24 protein-coding genes are annotated in these 23,102 nt (G+C 64.0%); 12 read left to right on the top strand and 12 right to left on the bottom strand.

Going from position 1 to position 23,102, the window contains the following annotated elements:
- The first annotated feature begins 15 nt into the window (after nt 1-15).
- The gene (locus tag E4S61_RS04895) at nt 16-873 is read left to right on the top strand and encodes a formyltransferase family protein (protein WP_135302770.1); all 858 of its coding nucleotides are present in this window, start codon (nt 16-18) and stop codon (nt 871-873) included.
- A gap of 78 nt (nt 874-951) precedes the next feature.
- Here the strand turns inward: E4S61_RS04895 and E4S61_RS04900 are convergent, their stop codons facing one another.
- Both E4S61_RS04900 and E4S61_RS04905 read right to left on the bottom strand, forming a co-directional pair.
- Nucleotides 952-1,956 (bottom strand): Gfo/Idh/MocA family protein, encoded by a 1,005-nt coding sequence (locus E4S61_RS04900; RefSeq protein ID WP_135302771.1) that lies wholly within the window; start codon nt 1,954-1,956, stop codon nt 952-954.
- Nucleotides 1,953-3,053: a DegT/DnrJ/EryC1/StrS family aminotransferase gene (locus tag E4S61_RS04905; protein ID WP_135302772.1), complete on the bottom strand. Its 1,101-nt coding sequence runs from the start codon at nt 3,051-3,053 to the stop codon at nt 1,953-1,955. The genes E4S61_RS04900 and E4S61_RS04905 overlap by 4 nt, the downstream gene beginning before the upstream one ends.
- Before the next feature lie 171 nt (nt 3,054-3,224).
- Here E4S61_RS04905 and E4S61_RS04910 point away from each other — a divergent pair, with 171 nt between their 5' ends.
- From E4S61_RS04910 to E4S61_RS25260, 3 genes are all read left to right on the top strand, one after another.
- The gene (locus tag E4S61_RS04910) at nt 3,225-4,148 is read left to right on the top strand and encodes an NAD-dependent epimerase/dehydratase family protein (RefSeq protein ID WP_135302773.1); all 924 of its coding nucleotides are present in this window, start codon (nt 3,225-3,227) and stop codon (nt 4,146-4,148) included.
- A 144-nt stretch (nt 4,149-4,292) separates the two neighbouring features.
- Nucleotides 4,293-4,553, top strand: a complete 261-nt coding sequence (locus tag E4S61_RS04915; RefSeq protein ID WP_135302774.1) for a HalOD1 output domain-containing protein — start codon at nt 4,293-4,295, stop codon at nt 4,551-4,553.
- A gap of 78 nt (nt 4,554-4,631) precedes the next feature.
- A complete protein-coding gene (locus E4S61_RS25260) occupies nt 4,632-4,775 on the top strand; it encodes a hypothetical protein (protein WP_167768419.1) in 144 nt (47 codons plus the stop codon).
- A gap of 84 nt (nt 4,776-4,859) precedes the next feature.
- On the opposite strand, the gene E4S61_RS04920 is transcribed toward E4S61_RS25260, so the two are convergent.
- Both E4S61_RS04920 and E4S61_RS04925 read right to left on the bottom strand, forming a co-directional pair.
- Complete coding sequence (locus tag E4S61_RS04920; protein WP_135302775.1) at nt 4,860-5,141, bottom strand: winged helix-turn-helix domain-containing protein; 282 nt, start codon at nt 5,139-5,141, stop codon at nt 4,860-4,862.
- 131 nt (nt 5,142-5,272) lie between these two features.
- Nucleotides 5,273-5,806: a DUF7344 domain-containing protein gene (locus E4S61_RS04925; RefSeq protein ID WP_135302776.1), complete on the bottom strand. Its 534-nt coding sequence runs from the start codon at nt 5,804-5,806 to the stop codon at nt 5,273-5,275.
- A 331-nt stretch (nt 5,807-6,137) separates the two neighbouring features.
- Here E4S61_RS04925 and E4S61_RS04930 point away from each other — a divergent pair, with 331 nt between their 5' ends.
- From E4S61_RS04930 to E4S61_RS04945, 4 genes are all read left to right on the top strand, one after another.
- Nucleotides 6,138-7,241, top strand: a complete 1,104-nt coding sequence (locus E4S61_RS04930) for a DegT/DnrJ/EryC1/StrS family aminotransferase (RefSeq protein ID WP_135302777.1) — start codon at nt 6,138-6,140, stop codon at nt 7,239-7,241.
- Entirely contained in the window at nt 7,238-8,239 is a 1,002-nt protein-coding gene (locus E4S61_RS04935; protein ID WP_135302778.1) for a Gfo/Idh/MocA family protein, read from the top strand. The genes E4S61_RS04930 and E4S61_RS04935 overlap by 4 nt, the downstream gene beginning before the upstream one ends.
- Nucleotides 8,220-9,590, top strand: coding sequence for a nucleotide sugar dehydrogenase (locus E4S61_RS04940; protein WP_245180590.1), 1,371 nt, complete (start codon nt 8,220-8,222; stop codon nt 9,588-9,590). The genes E4S61_RS04935 and E4S61_RS04940 overlap by 20 nt, the downstream gene beginning before the upstream one ends.
- 245 nt (nt 9,591-9,835) lie before the next feature.
- Nucleotides 9,836-10,465: a DUF7344 domain-containing protein gene (locus E4S61_RS04945; protein WP_135302779.1), complete on the top strand. Its 630-nt coding sequence runs from the start codon at nt 9,836-9,838 to the stop codon at nt 10,463-10,465.
- A gap of 390 nt (nt 10,466-10,855) precedes the next feature.
- Here the strand turns inward: E4S61_RS04945 and E4S61_RS04950 are convergent, their stop codons facing one another.
- Nucleotides 10,856-12,268, bottom strand: a complete 1,413-nt coding sequence (locus E4S61_RS04950) for an FAD-binding oxidoreductase (protein WP_135302780.1) — start codon at nt 12,266-12,268, stop codon at nt 10,856-10,858.
- Between the two features lie 184 nt (nt 12,269-12,452).
- Between E4S61_RS04950 and E4S61_RS04955 the strand changes: the two genes are divergently transcribed.
- The 3 genes from E4S61_RS04955 (at nt 12,453) to E4S61_RS25265 (ending at nt 15,388) form a co-directional block, all read left to right on the top strand.
- Nucleotides 12,453-13,631, top strand: coding sequence for an MFS transporter (locus E4S61_RS04955; RefSeq protein ID WP_245180593.1), 1,179 nt, complete (start codon nt 12,453-12,455; stop codon nt 13,629-13,631).
- A gap of 54 nt (nt 13,632-13,685) precedes the next feature.
- Complete coding sequence (locus tag E4S61_RS04960) at nt 13,686-15,128, top strand: dihydrolipoyl dehydrogenase (RefSeq protein ID WP_135302781.1); 1,443 nt, start codon at nt 13,686-13,688, stop codon at nt 15,126-15,128.
- Nucleotides 15,129-15,223: 95 nt separating this feature from the next.
- A complete protein-coding gene (locus tag E4S61_RS25265; RefSeq protein ID WP_167768420.1) occupies nt 15,224-15,388 on the top strand; it encodes a hypothetical protein in 165 nt (54 codons plus the stop codon).
- A 550-nt stretch (nt 15,389-15,938) separates the two neighbouring features.
- Here E4S61_RS25265 and E4S61_RS04970 read toward each other — a convergent pair.
- From E4S61_RS04970 to E4S61_RS04980, 3 genes are read right to left on the bottom strand one after another with little or no spacing between them, the layout of a single operon-like run.
- Complete coding sequence (locus E4S61_RS04970; RefSeq protein WP_135302783.1) at nt 15,939-16,334, bottom strand: secondary thiamine-phosphate synthase enzyme YjbQ; 396 nt, start codon at nt 16,332-16,334, stop codon at nt 15,939-15,941.
- A gap of 40 nt (nt 16,335-16,374) precedes the next feature.
- Nucleotides 16,375-17,385 carry a CapA family protein gene (locus tag E4S61_RS04975; protein WP_135302784.1) on the bottom strand — a complete coding sequence of 337 codons (1,011 nt, stop codon included), beginning with the start codon at nt 17,383-17,385 and terminating at the stop codon, nt 16,375-16,377.
- 25 nt (nt 17,386-17,410) lie between these two features.
- The gene (locus E4S61_RS04980; protein ID WP_135302785.1) at nt 17,411-17,836 is read right to left on the bottom strand and encodes a universal stress protein; all 426 of its coding nucleotides are present in this window, start codon (nt 17,834-17,836) and stop codon (nt 17,411-17,413) included.
- 95 nt (nt 17,837-17,931) lie between these two features.
- Between E4S61_RS04980 and E4S61_RS04985 the strand changes: the two genes are divergently transcribed.
- Nucleotides 17,932-18,477: a phosphopantetheine adenylyltransferase gene (locus tag E4S61_RS04985; protein WP_135302786.1), complete on the top strand. Its 546-nt coding sequence runs from the start codon at nt 17,932-17,934 to the stop codon at nt 18,475-18,477.
- Between the two features lie 71 nt (nt 18,478-18,548).
- On the opposite strand, the gene E4S61_RS04990 is transcribed toward E4S61_RS04985, so the two are convergent.
- The 4 genes from E4S61_RS04990 to E4S61_RS05005 form a co-directional block, all read right to left on the bottom strand.
- Nucleotides 18,549-18,800, bottom strand: coding sequence for a hypothetical protein (locus tag E4S61_RS04990; protein ID WP_135302787.1), 252 nt, complete (start codon nt 18,798-18,800; stop codon nt 18,549-18,551).
- 272 nt (nt 18,801-19,072) lie between these two features.
- Nucleotides 19,073-19,699: a rod-determining factor RdfA gene (rdfA, locus tag E4S61_RS04995; protein WP_135302788.1), complete on the bottom strand. Its 627-nt coding sequence runs from the start codon at nt 19,697-19,699 to the stop codon at nt 19,073-19,075.
- Between the two features lie 45 nt (nt 19,700-19,744).
- A complete protein-coding gene (locus tag E4S61_RS05000) occupies nt 19,745-21,712 on the bottom strand; it encodes an archaea-specific SMC-related protein (RefSeq protein ID WP_135302789.1) in 1,968 nt (655 codons plus the stop codon).
- A 586-nt stretch (nt 21,713-22,298) separates the two neighbouring features.
- Nucleotides 22,299-23,057 (bottom strand): hydroxypyruvate isomerase family protein, encoded by a 759-nt coding sequence (locus E4S61_RS05005; protein ID WP_135302790.1) that lies wholly within the window; start codon nt 23,055-23,057, stop codon nt 22,299-22,301.
- Nucleotides 23,058-23,102 lie beyond the last annotated feature (45 nt).

Below are 23,102 nucleotides of genomic sequence, written 5' to 3' on the forward strand. Positions count from 1 at the left end.
TGACTAGAACCGGCCATGCCATCAGTCGCGTTCATGGGGAGCCATCCCCTCGGCGAACGATGCCTCGAACTGCTCACCGACGACGACGCCTTCGACGTGAAACTGGTCGTCACGTACGGCCCCGACGAAGACACCTGGTGGGACGGCTGTCTGTACGACACCGCCGAAGAACTCGGTCACACTGCCGTCACGCGCGAGGACGAACGGGACGTGCTGGACCTCGACATCGACTACTTGCTCTCGGTGTACTACCCGAACATCCTCGGCGAGGAGCTGCTCGACCATCCGAACGTCGCGCCGCTGAACCTCCACCAGGCGGAACTGCCGCGCTACCGCGGGAGCAACGTCTTCAGTCACGCTATCCTGAACGCCCGCGAGGACGACCACTGGAAGTACGGCACCACGTTTCACGTCATGGCCCCGGAGGTCGACGCCGGCGACATCGTCGCCCGCGCGTTCGTCCCTATCCGTGAGACGGACACCGCCCGAACGCTGTACGACCGCGTCACCGAGAAGTCCGTCGAGATGTTCCGCGAACAGCTCCCGACGATGCGAGAGCAACGCGCCCACGAACTGGCGACCCCGCAGTCGGCCTTCGACGGCGAGCGCTACTTCTACACCAAGCAGAGCCTCGACGGCGAGAAGGAAATCTCACCCGAACGACTGGCGGCGACCGACGAGGTCACCCAACTGGAAGTGTACGACAAGATCCGCGCGCTCGACTTTCCGCCGTTCCAGCCGGCCTACACGAAACTCGGCGGCCACCGCGTCCAGTTGACCGCCACGTCGTACGAAGACCTCTTCGACGACGCGCCGGTCCCAGACTTCGAGGTCGACGCTCCCGAGGAGTCGACGCCGCTGGCGCAGGACTAACGACGCGGGAGCGTTCCGGGAACCGAGTGGCACAGCAGAATCAGCTTCTTTCGGACGATTAGGACAAAAGCGCCGCGCTCAGGGCTGTTGGACCATCGGCGGCTGCTCGACGTCCACGACAATGTTCTCCGCGGCGGAGCGTTCGACGTGTTCGAGCGTCTCGACGGCACGGGCTCCGACCTCGCCGCTCGCGGGCGGCTGGGTCCCGTTCTCGCTGGCCTCGATGAAGGACTCGACCTCGAACTTCAGCGGTTCGCGTTCCTCGGCCGTATGGGTGATGGAACCGTCGCTGCGCGATTTCAGCCCGTCGGTCGGGTCCGAGAACACCTCGGCGTCGAACAGTTCGAGTTTCGTGTTCTCTAAGTAGTCGATATACGCGGAGCGATTCGACCCGACAACGACGAGGTCGCGGGTCTTATCGAACACCGGGATCTGCCACGAGGAGTTGATGACGCCTGTGGTGTCGCCGTAGCCGAGCGTTATCGTCGCCGTCTCGGTGATGCCCTCACGGACGAACGAGTCGAGTTGCCCGTGGACGGTGTCGGGCCTGCTGTCGAGTAGGTAGTCGTAGATGTCCACGTCGTGGACCGCAAGCGAGTAGACCACGCCGGTCGTCGTCCGCGGGACACGGAAGGAGAAGCGACGGGTCTGGAGGTACTTGATGCGCCCGAGCTCGCCGCGGTCGATGCGGCGTTTCAGCGCCCGCAGCGCCGGGTGGTAGCGGAAGATGTGGCCCACCCCGAGCGTGCAGTCGTTGTCCTCGGCCGTTGTGACGAGGTCCCACGCCTCCTCGCTGGTCAGCGCCAGCGGTTTCTCGACCAGGAGGTCGATGCCGTTGTTCAGCATCGCGTCGCCGATGGCCGGGTGGGTCGTCGAGGGCGTCGCCACCGTTGCGGCGTCGACGTCCAGGTCGTCGACGTCGGTGACGTACGGCAGGTCGTAGGTGTCTGCCAGCGATTCGACGCGGCTCTCGTCCACGTCACAGATGACTACCTCGTCTAGCTGGCCGTCGTCCAACAGCTCCTTGGCGACTCTGACGTGGTTCTTCCCCCAGTAGCCCGTGCCGACGACGCCGTATCTCATTCGTAGTACCCCCGTATTTCGGCGGCAACTCGGTCGATCTCCTCGTCGGTGATGCGCGGATGCATCGGGAGCGAGACGATGCGTTTGCTGAGTTCCTCGGTCACGGGCAGCGAGGGGATTTCGTCGAGAGCATCCCGCATCGCCGGGGTCCGGTGGACCGGCGGGTCGTAGTGGACGCCAGTCTGGATCCCCTGCTCGTCGAGGTGAGCGCGGAGGCCGTCCCGGTCGGGGACCTGCACGACGAACAGATGATAGACGTGCGTCGCGTCGTCCATCTGCATCGGTAGTTCCACGGCCGCTACGTCGTCCAGACGCTCGTAGTAGCGCTCCGCGGCGGCCGCCCGGTCGGCGTTCCAGTCGGCCAGATGCGACAGCTGTTCGATACCGGCGGCGGCGCTCGTCTCGTTCATGCGGTGGTTCAGGCCGACGCGGACGTGGTTCCCCTCGTCGTCGCGGCCGTGATTGCGTAGCTCGCGGGCCGTGCGTGCGAGGTCGGCATCGTCCGTGACCAGGATCCCGCCGTCCCCGGCGACGGTCATGTTCTTCGAGGGGTAGAAGCTGAAACACCCCGCGTCGCCGAGACTGCCGGTGGGGTCGCCGCGATAGGTCGCGCCGTGGGCCTGACAGGAGTCTTCGATTACGGCCAGGTCGTGCGCGTTGGCGACACTGTGAATCGCGTCCATCGCCGCTGGCTGTCCGTAGAGATGGACTGGGACCACGGCTTTGGGGTCGTCGGCGTCCTCGGCTTTGTCCGCGAGGTCGGTCCCGCTCATGGTGTACGTCTGCGGGTCGACGTCGACGAACACTGGGTTTGCGTCCAACTCGACGACGGGACTGACCGTCGCGAAGAACGTGTGGGCGGGCACCAGCACGTCGTCGCCGGGGCCGATGCCGGCGGCTTTCATGGTCAGATACAGCGCGGCGGTACCACTGCTGACGCCGACCGCGTGGTCAGTGTCGCAGGTGTCTGCGAACCGCGCTTCGAGTTTCTCGACGCGCGGCCCTTTGACGTACCGCCGCGATTCGACCGTCTCCACCACCCTCTCGACGATGGTATCGTCGACGTAGACATCTGTGAACGGGACTTGCTCCGTCATCGAACTCGGGTTGTGGAGAGATACCCATTGTTATACTCCGCGTTCGCGCGCACGTCCGGTGCTCGACTTGTCGGCTGGCGGCAGCGAGAGCACCTCTCGAACCGTAGGCGGTCCCAACGGGGTGTTCGCCACCGCATAACTTACCGCCGAACGAGAGTGGGACCCGAAAAGATGGCACTGGAGTCAGTCAGCGACCGGCGAGTGCTCGTGACGGGTGGTGCTGGGTTCGTCGGGAGCCACCTCGTCGCCGCGCTCGCACCGACGAACGACGTGACCGTACTGGACGACTTCTCGACGGGCGCGCGGAGACACCTCCCCGAGGACGTCTCGGTCGTCGAGGGTGACGTTCGGGACGAGGCCGTCGTCGACGAGGCGATGGCGGGCGTCGACCTCGTCTTCCACGAGGCGGCGATGGTCAGCGTCCCCGAGTCCGTCGAGCGGCCGGTGGACTGTCACCGGCTGAACGGCGCGGCGACCGTCGGCGTTCTCGATTGCGCGCGTCGTCACGACGCCCGGGTCGTCCTCGCGTCCAGCGCGGCCGTCTACGGAACGCCCGAGAAGGTCCCCGTCGAGGAGAGCGATTCGCTGTCGCCCGCCTCGCCGTACGGGTTCGAGAAACGCTCGAACGAACAGTACGCGCGGTTCTACGCGGAGACGTACGGGCTGCCGACCGTGCCGCTACGCTACTTCAACATCTACGGGCCGCGCGGTCTCGACGGTGAGTACGCAGGCGTCATCGGCACGTTCGTCCGACAGGCACAGGCAGGTGACCCGCTGACCGTCGAGGGCGACGGCGAGCAGACCCGGGATTTCGTCTACGTCGGCGACGTGGTCCGGGCGAACCTACAGGCGGCGACCACCGACGCCATCGGCCGTCCGTTCAACGTCGGTACAGGCGAGAGCGTCACCATCAACCAGCTCGCCGAGATCGTTCGGGACGTTATCGGTGCCGACGTTCCCATCGAACACGTCCCACCCCGCGAGGACGATATCGAGCGAAGTGAGGCCGACGTGACCGTCGCCAGCGACCGGCTCGGTTTCGAGGCCAGCGTGGACCTCCGAGAGGGACTCACGCTGACGCTCGCCGAGGACTGAGCCATCGACGTGCTAGCTCGCCGCTAGTTATCGCTTCCATCATTCGGCCCGCAGTCATCCAGTTGCACCATTGATGCGAAAATCAATGATTGAGTTTACTACGGTATCGAAAAATATATACCCTAGCTCTGGCAGACGTTTCGTATGGAGATTTGCATGGGAGAGGGGACCACAAGCAGTCGGTCTATTGGGCCGGAACGGTCAGTAGCGACGGCCATCGCGCTCGAACTCGCGGCGTTTCGGGACGAGAATCCGATGGATATCGCGCCGCTGTCCGAATCGATAAACACCGATGCACTGAACGCGTTCTTCTGGGGGAGCGACGCGGATTTCGAACTCAACTTCACACACGAAGGCTGTGCGGTCACCGTCTCGTCGACGGAAGTCAGCGTCGCTCGCGAGTAGCCACGTGTCCGCTAGGCGGACATTTCTCACCGTAACCCCCAAATTACGAAGGGTTCCGAGCCCTGACTGCAGGGTTGTATGAGTGGTCACCTTACGTCGGACGAGTGGCGACGCATCACGGAGTTCGCACAGACTCCGAAACACCGCAGACGACCGGAACAACTCCTCCCGGAGGGAGCGCTCGACGAACACGAGCCGGACGACGCGGCGACGGCCGAATAGCGACTTATACGGACTGTTGTAGCTGTTTTCTGCTATTCGATGACCAGTGACAGCCGACTACCGAAATGAACAACGACATCCGTATCAGAGCATATTCTCCGCTTCGATGGTGTTCCAGACTTCCTGTCCCGGATCAGTGATTCCGTAGACACGACCTTTCCGCCGGTCCTCCGAGACCAGTAACGTGACGAGATCTCCCTCTTTTAGCTCCTGTAAGGCGCGAGAGACGTGTGCGATGCTCAACCCGGTCTCGTCGGCGATGAGTGAGGGAGTGGCCGGTCCCTCAGCGAGTCGTTTGAGCGTCTCGACGCGATAGCGCGAGCTGATGACGTAACTGACGTCGTCCCACGGATCTGAATTACTCATCTGTCCACCTTCTGCGGGCCCCCACCGTGTGGCGAGGGAACATCTGTCGCTTGCCGAGGATTATCGATAACCATTTCGGTCGTTGATCGATACGCCGTCTTGAGGTTTTAGTATGGAACATCGTTGCAGTATCACGAATCCCTGAGTTCGAGCGGGCGGGCGCGCTGACACCGCCGGTAATCGACGAGCTGTGCCACAGCAACGACGAGCAATACGACGACGATCGCGCTCGCCAGCAACAGCGGAGACACGCCGGTCAATACCGAGATTTCGAACAGCGTACCCAGAAACAGGCCGCCGACGACCAGCGAGAGCGCGCCGTTGAGTCGTGACCACGGGAGCGCCGACTGTACCGGGCCGAGATACCGGTCTACTTCGGTCACAGTCGGCGTCGCGGCGACGGTGCGCGTCTCCTCGTCGTACCGGACGAATCCGGCGCTCTCCAGTTTCGGAATGTGCGTCTGGTACAGCGAGACGTAGACCCGCTTTTGCTCGGTCGAATCGACCGCCGACGGGTCGATATTCGCCTCGTGTGCACCGATCTCTCTGGCGAGCGTGGTCAGTTCCACGGGCGCGTCGCGCTGCCGGAGCGTCGAGATGATAAACCGCCGTCGGTTGTTACTCAACACCTCGAACACCGTATCGCGGGCGACCGGCGCTGTCATCGTTCCCTCCGGACGCGACGGCGTCGTGCGCGGAGGTGTCCGTGTCCTGAAGCCACTGTTGAGTGACAATCACATGGGCCACCCTTTGTTACGTATTACATATCCGTCGGGCACGAGACAGTATCCCGAGAGAAACGACACAATACCAACGTCGTTCCGGGAACGGTCGGATACCATCGTGAGTACCCCCGGGGAGGGCGAAATCTATACCTTCGAGACACAGGACGCCCATAACAATGGCTATACTTTGCTTGCTCCAAACCGTGATAGTTGCACAACTGAAGCCGACAGGACAGCGTCGGCCCGATTCCCCGCACGGTGGTGAGATGGGATGAGCGATACCCAACCGCTCGAACCCGACATCGCCATCGCATCGCCGGACATCGGCGAGACGGAGCTACATCGCATCCACGATGTACTGCGCTCCGGGCACCTCAGCGGCGGTGACGAAGTGACAGCGTTCGGTGCGGAATTTGCGGATTACTGTACTGTTGCACACGGCGTTCCGACCAGCAACGGTACGACCGCTCTCCACGCCGCCCTCGAAGCACTGGATATCGGCGCGGGCGACACCGTCCTCACGACCCCGTTCTCGTTCGTCGCCACGGCCAACGCTGTGCGCCACGTCGGCGCGACGCCAGTGTTCGCCGATATCGACCCGCAGACGTACAACGTCGACCCCGAGGCGGCCGAAGCGGCCGCCGAGGCCAACGGCGGCGTCGACGCCATCCTCGCCGTCCACCTCTACGGCTGTCCCGCCCCGATGGCAGAGTTACGCGAGCTCGCCGACCGATACGACGCCGCCCTCGTCGAGGACGCCGCACAGGCCCACGGCGCGACGTATCGAGGTCACCCAGTCGGCAGTCTCGGTGATGCAGCCTGTTTCAGTTTTTACCCGACGAAGAACATGACGACGGGCGAAGGCGGGATGGTCGTCACCGACGACGACGCTCTCGCCGACCGACTGCGGAGCTACATCGACCACGGGCGGGACGGCGAGGGGAACCACGCCATCGTCGGCCACAACTTCCGGATGACGGACATCTGCGCCGCCGTCGGGCGCGTACAGTTGGGGAAACTCGACGACTACGTCGCTGCCCGGCGAGAGCACGCCGCGGCGTACGACGACGCGCTTGCAGACACCGACGTCGTCGGGCCGGTCGAACCCGACGGCTGTCGACACGCCTACCACCAATACACCGTCCGCTGTTCCGACCGGGAGGCGCTGCAGTCCCACCTCGAAGACTACGGCATCAGCGCTGCGGTGTACTACCCGACCCCGATACACGAGGAACCGGCTTACGACGATGTCGACGGGTCGTTCCCAGAGGCAGAACGCGCGGCGACGGAAGTCCTCTCGCTGCCGGTCCACCCGTCGCTCTCGACAGACGACGTTCGACGGATCACAGTCGCACTCACGGAGTACAAAGCATGAACACGAGAAATCCACTCGTCGCCGGCGTCGTCGGCGTCGGAAGCATGGGAAAGCATCACGCGCGCGTGTACAACGAACTCCCCGGCGTCGAACTCGCCGGCGTCGCGGACGCGAACGACGCGGCGGCCGCCGAGGTCGCCGCCGAGTACGGGACCGGCGTCGCGGACGCGGACGACCTCTTGGACGTGGTCGACCTCGTCTCCATCGCCGTCCCGACGCGGTTCCACTACCACGTCGCCTCGAAGGCTATCGAGGCGGGAACCGCCGTCCTCATCGAGAAGCCCTTCGTCAGCAACCCACAGCACGGCCGCGAACTCATCCGCCAGGCCGAAGATGTCGGCGTCCAGTTACAGGTCGGCCACGTCGAGCGGTTCAATCCGGTCGTGGACGTCCTCAAAGATGTTCTCGCCGACGTCGAACCGATCGCCGCCTCGGCCCGCCGACTCGGTCCGCCGGTCTCGCGGGACGTAGAGGACGACGTGGTCATCGATCTGATGATACACGACATCGACGTCATCTGCTCGCTGTTCGACGACGAGGTGGCGGGCGTCAGCGCCATCGGCGCGTGCAACGGCGACTACGCCGACGCGCAGCTCGAGTTCGCGGGTGGCACCGTCTGCTCGCTGACCGCCAGTCGTATCACACAGGAACGGATACGCGACCTCTCGGTAACCGCCCGAGAGTGTCACGTCGACGTCGACTTCATGGACCAATCCATGCGCATCTACCGACATTCAGACCCCTCCTACCATACCAAGGACGGTGACGTCAGGTACAGTCAAGAGAGCATCATCGAGCGCCCGGCCGTCGAGAGTGACGAACCGCTCAAGCGGGAACTGCGCTCGTTCGTCGACTGTGTGCGCAACGGGACGACCCCGCGCATCACCGGCGAGGACGGCCTCCGTGCGCTCTCGATAGCCAACGAGATAAGCGACCTCGCGGCCGCTCACAGCCTCGAACACAGGGAGGTGAGCGTCAGTGACGGCAGCACGACCTGAGGGGGCGCTCTACGCCGCCGAGACCGGCGGATGGGCCCTACAGGAAGCGTTCGTCGACGGCGAGATTCCGGTCGCCGTCTACGGGCTCGGGAAGATGGGCCTGCCGCTTGCGGCCGTCCTCGCCGACGTGACGGGGAACGTCACCGGCGTCGACATCGATCCCGAGGTGGTAGACGCCATCGAAGCGGGCGAGTCCCCCGTCGGTGGCGAACCCGGGCTGGACGAACTCGTCGCAGAGACGGCGGCCAACGGGTCGCTGACCGCAAGTGCCGACCCCGTCGAGACGGCCGAGGCGGCGCGGATGCATGTCATCATCGTCCCGACACTGCTGGACGAGACGAACGAACCGGACCTCTCGGCGCTGCTTGCGGCCGTCGACGCCGTCGGCGAGGGGCTCGACTCGGGCGACCTCGTCGTCGTCGAGTCGACGGTGCCGCCGGGAACGACGCGCGACGTGGTCACGCCGCGTCTCGCGGAGCGAAGTGGCTTGGACCCGTCGTCGTTCGGCGTCGCGTTCTGCCCGGAGCGGACCGCGAGCGGCCGCGCGCTACAGGACATTCGCGGTTCCTACCCGAAGGTCGTCGGCGGCGTCGACGGCGAGAGCGAGCGTGTCGCCGGCTTACTCTACGAGGAGGTGACGAGCAACGAGGTCATCCGCGTCGGCGACGCGACCACCGCCGAGTGTGTGAAGGTGTTCGAGGGGATCTACCGCGACGTAAACATCGCGCTCGCCAACGAACTCGCGCGCGTGACCGACCCGCTCGACGTGGACGTCAACCGGGCTATCGAGGTAGCCAACACGCAGCCATTCTGTAACATCCACGACCCCGGCCCGGGCGTCGGCGGCCACTGCATCCCGCTGTATCCGCACTTCCTCACCTCACAGGTGGACATCCAGTTGCCGCTCGTCGAGACCAGCAGGTCGGTCAACGACGCCATGTCGACGTTCGTCGCCAACGCCGTCGTCAGGTGCCTCGATGAGCGGGCCGTCGACGTCGCGGACGCGAACGTGTTGGTGCTTGGCGTCGCCTACCGCGCTGGAGTCGACGAGACGCGCAAGACGCCAGCCCGCCCGATCGCGGATAGGCTCTCGAAACTCGGCGTGTCGGTCTGGGCTACCGACCCCGTTGTGGACGTACCCAGTGTTCCGGATCTCGACGCGACGCCGCTCGACCACGACGACATCGAGGACGCCGCCGCGCGCTTCGACGCCGTCGTCCTCGTGACGGCCCACGAGGAGTACGAACGTATCGACTACGGCGCGTTCGAGGACGCCGTCGCGGTCGATACACGAGCGGTGCTCGACGGGGAATCGCTGCCGGTATACACGGTCGGTAGCGGTACTCGATGAGCGCACACTCGAATTTGACCTGTTGACACACCTCTCGGTGACGAACACGGCGGGCGAGGTCGTAGTTCCCGCCTTATATGTAAGAAGATTTTCATAACAAAGTATTAAGTGCTAATCGCGTGACTGATTTGACACGCGCTTGGGTTCGGACGGACCCACTGGTCGAGACCACACGGGGGTGCGGTCGAGACTCTCCCGACGCAGTTCCGATTCGCCGTCCGAAGCCACGCCGTCGAGGGCTATCCATGAGCACACAGGACCAATCCACCACCGGAACGAGCATCGAGGAACCAGGACGCGAACGCAGTCAGTCGATGGGGGCCGAAGAGGAAGTGCCGGCCGATGTCGAAGCGGAGGAAGCCGAGCAGAGTTCGCTCTCGCTCGACCTGATATTCGAGATCCTGAAGAACAGCCGCCGCCGCGAGGTGCTGCACTATCTCCGCGAAGCGGACCCGGACGACCGGGTCTCGCTGGGAGAGCTGGCCGAACACGTCGCCGCAATCGAGAACGACACCACGACGGACGCGCTGACATCCAGTCAGCGAAAGCGCGTCTACGTCGGGCTGTATCAGTGTCACCTGCCGAAGATGGACGACATGGGTGTCGTCGACTTCAACCAGGACAGGGGTCACGTCGCGCTCGCGCCCGCGGCCGACTACCTGACGGAGTACCTCGACACGCCGAACGATGCGACCGCCGTCCGCTGGCACCGCTACTACGCCGCCATCTCGGGAATCGGTCTCGCCGTACTGACCCTCTCGGCGGCGGTCGGACTCACAGGTGGCGTGTTGATGGCACTCGTCGGTCTCGTCGTCGGGACGTTCACTTTCTGTTCGGCCTGCCACTGGCTGGCCGAATCCCGCATCGACAACTGACTACGGCACGACTGGCGCTGTCCCGATCATCTCCACATTTCTTCGCTTTTCGCCGGCGACCACAGACGAGCGGTCGCTGTAGCGACCATCACCGACTGCAAGAGCGGTGACGATCGACCAGTTCCGACGCAGATTCGAGAGCCAAACGTCGTGTCAAAATGAAACTCTCACTCGCTGCGGTAGTCGGTGTATCTGTTCTGCATCTTTTCGTCATAGTTCGAACACGTTCGTCATCGTCGGCAGTCCGAGAATGGTACCGCTATCTGTCGGTAGGCTTCGCTTACACCAGGCTAAAATCCCTATCGAAGTCATCATCTAGCGCGCGAAAAGAGTGTTTACCTCGCAGTACAACCCCGTTACTGATCACTATCCTCCCGGACGAACCCCTCTCTACGTCTGAGGTTCGATGTTCTGGTTCAGATGGAAGACGTTCTCCGGGTCGTACTTCGTCTTGACCTCGACCAGACGGTCGTAGTTGTCGCCGTACAGCATCGTGGTCGGGTCCTCCGCGAACCCGGGGAAGTTCCCGTATCGACCGGACGCGACGTCGAGCGACGCGACCTCGTCGAAGACGCCACGCGCCCACTCGACGTTCGCGTCGTCCTCGCTCGGGTCTTCCCAGTTGGCTTCGACGGTGAGCATGAACGGCTTATCGCGGTGCCAGAACGCCGTCGCGTCCTGTGGGACGTCGGCGACGGCACCGCCGAGGTGCCAGACGTCGACGGTCGAGAGACGCGAGGGAGCCGACTCGTTGTATCGGATGGCGATATCTATCACCTCGTCGGTGAGTTCGGTGAGGAAGACGGATTTCCAGTAGTAACGCAGCCCGTCGGGGTAGTCCTCGTCGAGCATCGACTGGAGCGTCTCGTAGGGTATCGGGCCGCTGAGGTCGGCGATAGGCGTTGCGCTCTCGCGCAGCGGCGTGTAGACCTCCTCGGCGTCGCCGATCTCGCCTCGGAACGAGCCGAGCAGGGCGACCGTCGGCTCGCCCCACGAGGGTTCGGGGAACTCGTCGAGTTCGGGGACGTGTGCGAGGAACGGCAACGCGCCGGCGTTCCGCGGTGCGGTGTCGGCCCATTCGCGGAACCCGTCGAAGACGGCCTCGGCGTCGTCGCCGTGGAACCAGACGAAGAAGGCGTACACTTCCGGGCCGACCTCGTGGAGTTCGTACTCGAAGGACGTGACGACGCCGAAGTTGCCCCCGCCACCGCGGATGGCCCAGAACAGGTCCTCGTGGCTGTCCTCGCTGACGGTGAGCACCTCGCCGTCCGCGGTCACGACATCTGCCGACACCAGATTGTCCGCCGCGAGGCCGTACTCTCGGGAGAGGTGGCCGTAGCCGCCGTTGAGCGTCAGCCCCGCGATACCGGTCTGCGAGACGGCACCGAGCGCCGTCGCGAGACCGAACACCTGCGTCTCGTGGTCTACGTCACCAAGTTCCGCGCCGCCGCCCGCCCGCACGGTTCGTGCGTCCCGGTCGACGCGGACGCCGTTCATCCGAGAGAGGTCTATCAGCAACCCACCCTCGGTGACCGCTTTCCCCGCGACGTTGTGGCCGCCGCCGCGGATGGCGATCTCGAGGTCGTTCTCCCCTGCAAAATCGACGCAGGCGACGACGTCGGCCGTTCCGGTACACTGGGCGATGAGCGCCGGTCGCCGATCTATCATTGCGTTCCAGATGGCTCTGGTCTCGTCGTACGCGGGATGGCTCGGTGTGACGATTTCGCCCCGAACGCGCTCTCGAAGGGGCGCGACCTGAACGTCTGGCAGCTCCACCGGGCTATCTGATGGTTCCTGAGACATGCGAACAGAGACGCTGTCAGACGGCGTAGTTATGTGCGAAGAATCGCCGACGATACTCGGGTAAGCCGACCTTCGGTCGGTCGTCCCGGGCGATCGGAATCGTGTCCGAAACGACGGCGTTCGCGCGCCTAGGGCAGTCATACTCTTTGAGCGGCCCGCTCTCAGTCGCTATGCATCAGTATCTATGACCGACTCCGCGTCGTCGTCGACGGGCGTCCCGTGGCGCTCGCCCACCGTGCAGGTCGTCCTCGCCAGCACCGCGCTCGCGCCGCTGGGTGTTCCGCTCGTCAGCCCCGGACTGTCCGTGTTGCGCGACGTGTTCGGATTGACGGACGCGGCGACCAGTCTGTTGATCAGCAGCTACTTTCTGGTCGGAATCGTCCTCTCGCCGTTCATCGGCCTGCTGTCGGACCGAATCGGCCGCAAGCGGACGCTGGTCGCCGGCCTATTGACCTTCGGCGTCCTCGGCGGCGCGATGGCGTTCGCCCCGTCGTTCGAGATCGTCCTCGCGCTTCGCATCGGGCAAGGGACCGGAGCCGCGGCCATCTTCATCACCACCGTAACCATCATCAGCGAGACGTTCGAGGGAACGCAACGAAATACGGTGCTGGGAGTCAACGTGGCCGTCCTCTCGGCTGCCGCGGCGGTGTTCCCGGTACTTGGTGGCATCCTCGTCACCGCGGCGTGGAACGCCCCGTTTCTCACCTACTTCGCCGCCGTGCCCGTGGCGCTATTTGCCGCCGTCGCCCTCGACGAGCCGACCCGGACGCCCGCCGACCGGGGCGTCGCCTATCTCCGGGCGGCGCTCGATGCGGTTGCTACGCCCGCGACGCTTTCGCTGTTCGGCGTCACCTTCCTGACCGAGTTCCTGGCGTTCGGCGTTGTCTTCACTGCCATCCCGTTCTTGCTGGCTCGAATCGTCTCGCCGGTTCTCGTCGGCCTTGCACTATTCGCCGCCGAAGGCGTCTCGATGGTAGTCGCTGCGTCGAGCGGCCGCCTCGTCGAACGGTTCGCGAACGAGCGACTCGTCGGCGTCGGCTTCGCGTGCTACGGCGTCGGCTTTCTCACAGTGTGGATCGCCCCGTCGTTTCTCGTCATTACCGCCGGACTGGTCGTCGTCGGCGCAGGCATCGGTATTCTGTTGCCGGCGATCGACGCCGCGCTGAGCGGCCGCGTCCCCCCCGAGTATCGCGCCGGCGCGTTCAGCCTTCGGAATAGCACGACCTTCCTCGGCCGGTCGAGCGGCCCGATCGTGTTCGTCGGCCTCGCAATCACCGTCGGCTTGGGTTACGAGCGGCTGCTGCTCGCGGCGGGCGTCGTCGCCGTCGGCGTCGCGGCCCTAGCGCTTTCTACTGCTGAGTGATAGTCCGAACTCGCGGGACGGAGATTCATTACGCGAGCGACACAACAGTTCGATATGGAGTCGTACGATTTCGTGGTCATCGGGTCCGGATCTGGCCTCAGCGTGGCGAGCGTCGCGGCGAACCGGGACCAGTCCGTCGCCGTCGTCGAGAAGGGGCCGCTCGGCGGGACGTGTCTCAACCGGGGTTGTATCCCTTCGAAGCTGCTGCTGTATCACGCGGATGTCTTGGAGACGGTCCGACGCGCCGAGGAGTTCCACCTCGACGTCGAGGTGCGGGACGTGGACTTCGGGACTATCGTTCGCGAGGTGACCGAGGAGGTGGCCAGAGAAGCCGAGGCGATTCGCCACGGACTGCGCGAGTCACCGAGTCACACGCTGTTTGAGGGCGAGGGGCACTTCGTCGGCGAGCGGACCGTCGAGATTACCAGCGGAAACGACGCCGGCACCCGAATCAAGGGGGAAAACGTGCTGATAGCCGCCGGGACGCGCCCGGCGATTCCGGACATCGACGGTATCGACGATGTGGCGTTCCTGACGAGTACGGAGGCGCTCCGACTGGAGACGCCGCCCGAACACCTACTTATCGTCGGCGGCGGTTACATCGCTGCTGAGTTAGCGCACTTCTTCGGGACGTTCGGTAGCGACGTGACCGTCGTCGGCCGCCGGCCGCACCTGCTCCCCGAGGCGGACGCGGCGGTCGCCGAACTGTTCACCGACCGGTACGCCGACCGCTTCACCGTCCACACCGGCCACGCGGTCACGGCCGTCGTCGAAGACGGCGAGGGAGCGGTGACGCTGACCGCGCGCCCGTACGCGTACAGTGAGGACGGCGTGCCGGGCGGTATCGACGACGACGCGGACCCGGTCACGGCGACGGGCGACGCCCTGTTGATCGCCGCCGGACGGCGACCGAACACGGACACGCTGACCCTCGACGCGGCGGGCGTCGCCGTCGACGACGCGGGGTTCGTCGAGACCGACGACTACCTGCGGACGACCGCCGACGGCGTCTGGGCGCTCGGCGACATCGTCGGCGAGTACCTGCTGAAACACAGTGCCAACCACGAGGCCCGCGCCGTGATCCGCAATCTGTTCGGCTCGGAACGCCGTCCCGTAGACTACACTGCGATGCCCTTCGCCGTGTTTGCGTCGCCGGAAGTCGCCGGCGTCGGGGCGCGCGAGTCGGACCTCGCCGCGGCCGACCGGGAGTACGCGACTTCGACCTACCGCTACGAGGACACCGCTCGCGGGAACGCGATGCACGCCGAAGGACTTGTAAAGGTGCTCGTCGCGCCCGATGGCGAGATTCTCGGGACGCATATCGTCGGCCCGGACGCCGCCGCGCTGATTCAAGAGGTCGTCGTGGCGATGAAGGCTGGAACGGGGACTGTCACTGACATCCGCGAGTCCGTCCACGTCCACCCGGCGCTGCCGGAAGTGGTCCAGCGCGCCTTCGCCGGGCGGTTCACACACGCGGGTCACGACCATCACGACTGAGCGCTGCGGTCACCACGCCGGGCATTCGCAATTCTGTCGTCCTGTGGGTGTCAATTGGACAATATTATGTCGCTCTGCGTCGATTTATCTCCTGTATGGGCGACACCAAAGCGGGCCGCGACGAGAAGGGATTGCGCGAGGACGAACGACAACGCGAGGAGGAACTGGAAGCGGAACTCGAAGAACGCGAGGAAGCCGAAGAGCGACGCGAAGAGCGCGAGGAGCAGGACGCCGAGGCGGAACTGGCCGACGACGAGTGAGATGTGGCCGCCGCTCGGCGAGAGAAACGAGCATCGGTTACAGAAGCGACGCTGCGATCCAGTTCAGCGACCTGAACTGGATGCGGGTGATGTCCGGTTGACGCTCGCCCCGCCGCCCCCGCCTGAGTCGAGGTTGGCACGTGTATCCGTGTGGGGCGTCACGCTGGGGGTGGTCCGGATGCGTCGCTCCGTCCCAACGCGTTCCGTGCCGCGACGCAGTCCGAGGACAGGACCAGTGAGGGCCTCGACACTGGACGCGACAGCCACACATTGTGAATGGTCCATTATGAGCATACACGGGTTACTGCCCTCTACGGCGTAGTAAGGTGACGAATCACACGATGAGTCGCTACTTTCAGTGAGTAAACGAGTAACTTCTAGTATAAACGTGAACGCTAATCGAACCAATCGTCGTGGCTGTTCGCCCGTAGGGACCTCGTTCGCCGCGTTCGATGTCGAATCGGACTTCTGCTTCGTCAGACAGATCTGGGTCGGTGGCAGACTGGTGGACAGTCCCGTCATACCACCCCGACGCGGGCTGTAAGTCCGGCTACGGGGCGGGAGTCGTCGTCACATCGAGCGTGCGAGTCCGCGGACCGTCACACTCCACGAAGAGGATGGACTGCCACGTCCCGAGGTTGGGGTCGCCGTCCGCGACGGGAATCGAGACGCTCGATCCCAGTAGCATCGCTCGGAGGTGAGCATCAGCGTTGTCGTCGATTTCGTCGTGAGCGTATTCCTCTCCGCTGGGGGCGAGTCGGTCCAGCGCTCGCTCGATGTCACCAAGCAGTCGTCGCTCGTGTTCGTTGACGCAGACGCCGGCGGTCGTATGCCGAACGAACACCGTACAGACGCCCCGTTCCACGCCATCGGGGACGGCCTCGGCAACCGTTGACGTGACATCTTCGACGGTGACTCGCTCGTCCGTCTCGATTTCCAGTTCCATGTGCGCGGGGACGCTGGCCGGTGTCATGAAAGTGCGCCACTCAGCGCTCGATGGAGTGGACGAGATGGTCGCCGTCGCGTTCGAACGTCGTTCCGAACGGCTCCGAGCGGTCGCGCATTCGGTCGCGGCTCCAGGCGGCGGCCGTCTCGCTCGCCTCGTGGACCGCGAAGTCGGCAATCTCCGTCGGCACCAGTCGGAGTTCCCTGACGCTCCCGGTGGGCGTCACCGACAGCTCGAAGAGGAAACTCCGGTCGTTCCGAAGCGACTCGTCGACCGCGTAGTCGTCGACGAAGTCGCCTGTATCGTAGCAGATCGGCGACCCGCCGTACACCTCGATACCCTGGAAGACGTGGGCGCTGTGGCCGTGAACGACGTCGACACCCGATTCGACCAACCAATGCGCGAACTCGCGGAACGGGTCGGTCGGCTCCGTCCGCATGTTCGGTCCCCAGTGCAACGAGGCGACGAGGAGGTCCGGGTTGCGTTCGCGCGCCCGAGCGAGCGTCTCACTGACCGCCCGCCGTGTCGCTCCGTCGTTCGAATCGATCTCGACGTGGGCGGTTCCGGGCGCGGAGTCCGTCGCTGCGTACTCGGGAGTGTTGTCGGTCAGGGAGACGACGGCCACGTCGAGGTCAGCGACGGTCACCAGTGCCGGCCGAAACGCTTCTGAGAGCGTCCGTCCGGCTCCGGCGTGAGCGATACTCGCCCCGTCCAGCGCGTCGAGCGTGTCCAGTAGCGCCGGCTCTTCGAAGTCGAGGACGTGGTTGTTCGCGAGGGCGCAGCAGTCGACGCCGGCGGCTTCGAGCGCGGGAATGGCCCATCCGGGATCCGCTCGGAAGTGAAAGGCGCGGTCGGTCCGCCGCCACGGTCGGCCCCGCGTCGAGAGACAACATTCGAGGTTGACGAACAGGCCGTCGAGTTCAGCGAGGTGCTCTCGCAGGTCGCCCCAGACCGCCGTTACCGGTCGGGATTGCTGTTGTTCGTCCACGAGCCGACCCAACATCACGTCGCCAGTCAATCCGAGTCTGAACGTCGTCGTCGATGAGCTCATGGATTCACCACCGTCTCGGCGTCGCTCAAGCTTGGGCCGGTGTGCCGACTACGACTACTTTGCAGTCGGCCAGTTCCCGGACCTTCCGACCGACGCCGGAGAAGTGCGTGTCGTGGCTCCCGTGTTCGCCGACGACGATGGTCTCGGCCCCGATGTCTGTCGCGTACTCGACGATGACCTCGTGGGGGAGGCCGTGTCGGGAGTCGCCTTCGACGCGGACGCCGCTGCCTTCCGCCATCTCTGAGACTTCGGCGACACACATGTTCGCGTGGTCCTCGGCGTATATCGTCGCCAGCTCCGAAGCGCTCAGCGCCGGTTCGTTGAACCGCCGCTCGTCCACGACACAGAGGACGTGTAGCGTCGCTTCAGTTTCTGCGGCGAGGTTGATCGCGTGTTTCGCGGCCGCGCGTGCGTACTCGCTCCCGTCCGTCGCTAACAGGATGTGCTCCATACCCGGAGTACCACGCATCAGTAGTTAAGTTTTTGTCAGTATCCTGCACTTGCGGAGTCCCACAACTATAGGAGCGCCCCACGCGACGAACCTGCATGAACGACCGCATGGCCATCCTCGGGGGAACGTTCACGCCCCTCCACGACGGGCACCGCGCCCTCCTGCACAGCGCGTTCCAGACAGCCTCACACGACGGTGACGGCGACGGCCACGTCGTCGTCGGTCTGACCTCGACCGACCTCGCGACGGAGACCCGAAGCGACCCTTCGCACGCGGAACTGCTCGGCCCGTTCGACGCCCGCCGGGGCGCACTGGAAGAGACGCTCGAACGCGTCAGCGGGGCCTACACGGCGACTTACGAGATATCGAAAATCACCGACGCGTACGGACCCGCGGTGAGCCGTGAGGACGCCGACGCCCTCGTCGTCGCACCGGAAGGCAAAGCCCACCGACGCGCCCACGCCCTCAACGACGAGCGAATCGACCGGGGGTTTCGCCCCCTCGAAATTCACACCTCCCCGTTCGTCGTCGCCGAGGATGGTCACCGCATCAGTAGCACGCGTATCCGCGACGGCGAAATCGACCGCCACGGCCACCTGCTGTCGGCAGAGCCTACCGTCGATTCCGACCGTTCGGAGTAACAAAGGTATGCCTGTTATCGAGCGGCGACGGCGGTAATGACTGGTTACCACCGGGCCGCCCACGTTCGAAGTCAGCCCCCTGACTCGCTTTCGGGGTCGTCGTACGTCTCGGCGAGCCCGTCCGCCCGTACCATCGCCGAGACGTACTCCGAGAGCGTCTCGGCCGACGCCGCGCCGCCCGCCGTGACGTCGCGCGTCCCGCTCGTCTCCTGTTCTTGCTCGGTCACGAACTCCTCGGTTCCGGTCACCTCGACGAAGACGCTCCGTAACTCCTGTTGGCGCGACTCTCTGGCGCTCCCCGATGCGGGCTGGTCGGTACTCACAGGCCTGCCCTCTGGGGCGTGTGACTGTCTCGCTTTACCGAGGTCGGCTTCGTGTCATGGTATATCATGATACCACTGCACACTGCGGAGACAGTATTTAGTATTTGCTGCCCACGTTCCCGTAGCGAGGTCCTAGCCCGTTGCCTGCTCTCGGCCCCACCGAGGGGCGTTCGACGAATCGATTCCGCCGCCGAACCGGTCGCTCGAACGGAATATCGTCCGCGAATCACGCCATTCGATCCGAGTAGGAGCGTCCTACGGGGTGACGCTGCTCACTCGGCGTCGTCGAGCAGGCAGTCACAGCCACCGTTGTCGATGAACTCCGTCACTGGATACTGGGTCCCACAGCGCTGACAGAGCACCTGTGCCTCGACGAACACCTCGAACTCTTCGACGGCGATCCGCTCCGTGTCACGCAGCTTCTCGATGCGATCCTCGGTCACCGAAAGCGTCCGAGTAAGCAGTCGCTGGATGCTCTCGCGGTCGTTCGCTCGCTTCTCCTCGTCGGAGGGGTGATCGTACTCCGCGCCGCGCCACTCCTTGAGATACGAGCGGATGGCCTGATAGGTGACGAAGTCCGTCTCAACCGCGTCTACGTCCACGCCGTTCTGTTCGAGGCGGTTCCGCGTGTCGGTCCGGACACCGGTACTCACCTCGTCGTCCGTGAGGTTGACGTAGGTGCTGTCGACATCGGTATCGAGCGTGCTCATCCCCGCGTTGCGAAGCGCCTGTTCGAGGAGTTGCTTGTTGAAGTAGTCCGCGAGGTCGCGGAGGCTCATCCGTTCGACTCCCTCACCCGTCCATCGTGTTTCCAGTTCCGCCCCGAGTCCATCGAGTTCGTACTCGTCGATGAGTCGCGCGACTTTGCTCGGCGGCCGGTCGTCGGTCGTCTCTGACATCTCTTATCTCCCTTTCGCAACTGGTACTTAAAAAGGCTGCTGTGCTCAGATGGCGGTGACGCGCTCGTAATCGTTGTCGAGTGCCTGTGCGTCCTCTTCGAGGAGCGCGATGACGAGGAAGTCGGCGTAGTCGGCGAAGTAATCGACCAGCGCGGCGATACGGTCCGAATCGATCGCTTCGAGCGAGTCGAGCAACATGAACGGCACCGTCTCGTGGAGGTCGTGGACGAGGTAGCCCGCCAGCGCGAAGATGAGACCGACGACTTCGCGTTCGCTCTCGCTGAGGTGGTCGACCGTGTCCTCGTAAGCCGCGCCGTTCTCGGTGCTTCGGATGATGTGGAGTTCGAAGGCGCTCTTCTCGACCTTCCGGCGACCCTCCCGGACCGTCCGTTCGATCCGTTCGATCCAGACGCGTTCGAGGTTCTCGTAGCCGAGGATGTCCAGGACGGCCTCCATGTGCTCGTTGAACGCCTCGACAGCGTCTTCCTCTATCTGTCCGACCTTCGTCCGCTTGTCGGTGAGTTCGTCCATGAGGGCGTCGCGCTCCTCGCGCAGGTCGTCGGCGTCCGCAACGCGACCCTCGATCTCTTCGATCTCCTCGCTGACGTCGTCCAGATCGGATTCGAGACTATCGATCTCGAACTCGAGCTGGTTGGCTTCCTTGTGGAGCGTGAGGATGTCCTCGAAATCCTCGGACTCGAGGTCCTCGACGGCCGTCTCCAGGTCTTCGACCTCGGCCTTCAACTCGTTTCGCTGCTCTTTCAGCGAATCGATCTGCTCGGTACGCTGATCGAGTTCGTCCTCGATGTCGTCGATCTTCCGCTGGAGTTGTTCGCGTCGCTGCTGTTTCTGCTCGGCCTCACGCTGGTCGCTCTTTAACTCCTCGAGGTCGTCTTTCACGGACGAAAGCTCCGAAAGCTTCTCTTCTCTGAGGTCCTGCAGACGGTCGATGGTGCCCTCTATCTGTTCCTGTTCGACGGTGGAGCCACACGTCCAGCAGACGACTTGATCCCCGTCACCGTCGTCGAGCAACTGCTCGGTCAGGGCACCGCCATCCGCGGTTTCGCCGCCGTCACCTTCGAGGGTATCGAGGACGTCGTAGTCGCCCGACTCGATTCGCTCCTCGTTGTACTGGATGAGGCTCTGTAGATCGGAGATGTCGCTGTTGAGCTCCTGTCGTCGCTCCCGAAGTCGGTCGATTTCGCTTTCGAGGTGGTCCTTATCGCCCATCGGCGCGTCCGGTAGCTCCTCGAACTCGTCTTCGAGGTCGCTCTGTTCCTGGTTGAGCGAGGTGACGCTCGCTTCCTGGGACTCTATCTGCTGACGCAGCGATTCGAGGTCAGACCGGGTCGAACGGAGTTCGTCGAGTTTCTCTTCGAGTTTCTCCTGTTCCCGTCGACTCTCTTGGACGTCCCGACTGCTCTCGTCGATCTCCTCCTCTTTGTCCGCCAGCTCTTCTCGCTTTTCCTCGATCTGTTCGCGCAGGGAGTTCCGGCGCTGTTCGAGGTCCGGGAGGTCGCGCTGGCGGGACTCGATGGTGGCGAGTTCCTCGTTTATCTCGCCTTTCTCTTCCTCTAGCGCCTCGATCTCGCGCTTGATTGCATCGGTATCGACCGGGCGCATGATCAGGTCTCGAAGGTCGTCGCCACGGGCGACCGACTGTCGCGCTTCGTTGGTCTCTAAGAGGAACGCAAAGAGGTCCGCGACATCGGAGTCGTCGAGGTAGCCCTCGCCCGAGAACTGGAGGCTGTCACCGGCCCGCGTGAGCGTTCGCTTGTACGTCTCGCCGCGGAACTCCATCTCGACTGCCCCCTCGTCTGCGTCGCCCTTGAGCGTCGCCTGTCGGCTCCCCATCGCGGCCATTATCGACTGCAGGAACGACGTTCTGTTGGTGGCGTTCTTCCCCGAGAGGACGGTCACACCGCTTGAGACGGAGAGTTCGGCTTCGTCGATACCCCCGATGTTCTCGACGGCAAATCTGGCTTTTTCTGCGAGTTCCTCTGATGCGGACATATCGATAGCAACAGCCTGTAATGTAATAAATCTTCTTACTTCCCACGTGTCCTCGGCTATCTCAACGGAATTCTCTACTGAGAGCAACTGCAGCGGACACAACGTCGTTCTTGGGCACACCTGTATAACAAAAGTACGTATGTCATCTAGGTGTCGCTCGGACGAGGACGCTGTCGATCCGGTGGTCATAGATGCTAACAGTCCACGTACCCGTCGAAAGCGGCAACGTTCGACTACCACTAGTCAAGCGCGTTCATTCGCGTCGGGGCCCGGGATGATGCGACCCGAAACCGCGCCCCGCACGTCGCAGCGGCCGTTCGGCAGACTCGAACCCCCGTAACTGCCGTCTCAGCGGTGTAACGGGAGCGTACAATTCCCGGAAATTCGCCGGACGGCCTGGTCTCTCAGCGACAGCGATCAACACGAACGACGCAACATCTGTGCTCATTGGTACCAATAGGCGTTCGTAGGAGCCGAACCACTCTCGATAAATCCCCTCGTGAGAATCACTCTTAGACATCGGTCAAAACGGAGTCTGTGGCCGAGCGACCGCAGAGTTCGTTTGGCGGTCCTCCGGCGAAAGCGATCACTCCCGCAACGAGAGTCCCGCCCGGACGGCCTCGTCCGGGTCGTCCTTCGCTCGGAACTCGAAGCCAAAGTAGTCGCTGTACCCGGCGTCCTCGATGGCTTCGACGACGTTCGGATAGTTGAGTTCGCCGGTCCCCGGCTCGTACCGACCGGGAACGTCGGCGACGTGGATGTGGCCAATCTCCTCGACGTTGGCCGTCACTGTCTCGATGATGTTGCCCTCGGACACCTGCTGATGGTAGATGTCGTAGAGGAGTTCGACCGCCGGGCTATCGACGGCCCGAACGATGTCGAACCCCTCTTCCGCCGATTCGAGGAAGTATCCCGGGTGGTCGACGGCAGTGTTCAGCGGTTCGAGAACCAATGTGACGCCGGCCGACTCCGCCGTGGGTGCGGCGGCCGCCAACCCCTCGGTGATGAGTTCGCGCTGTCGTTCTCTAGAGATATCGTCCCGTTCGTCGCCCGTGAGGACGAACAGCGTCGGGCAGTCGAGACGCGTTGCGACCTCGACCGAACGCTCTATCTCGGCCACCGTCTCGTCGATGCGTTCAGGGTCGGTCAGCGGTCCCTCCGTGCCGACCATCCCGACGAGGTCGAGGTCGTGTGCGTCCAACTTCCGTTCGACGGCATCGAGGTCTTTGTCCTGCCACGTCCAGAACTCGACGGCGTCGGCGCCGAGGTCGGCGACGGGTTCGAAGCGATCGATAAAGTCCCGATCGGTGTACAGCATCTCCAGGCAGACGGACAGCGCTGGCATCAGTCGCACCTCCCGTTCGGTTTGCGGACTCTCCTCGGTAGTTGT

This window comes from Haloarcula amylovorans (genome assembly GCF_004681185.1).
Lineage (GTDB): Archaea > Halobacteriota > Halobacteria > Halobacteriales > Haloarculaceae > Haloarcula > Haloarcula amylovorans.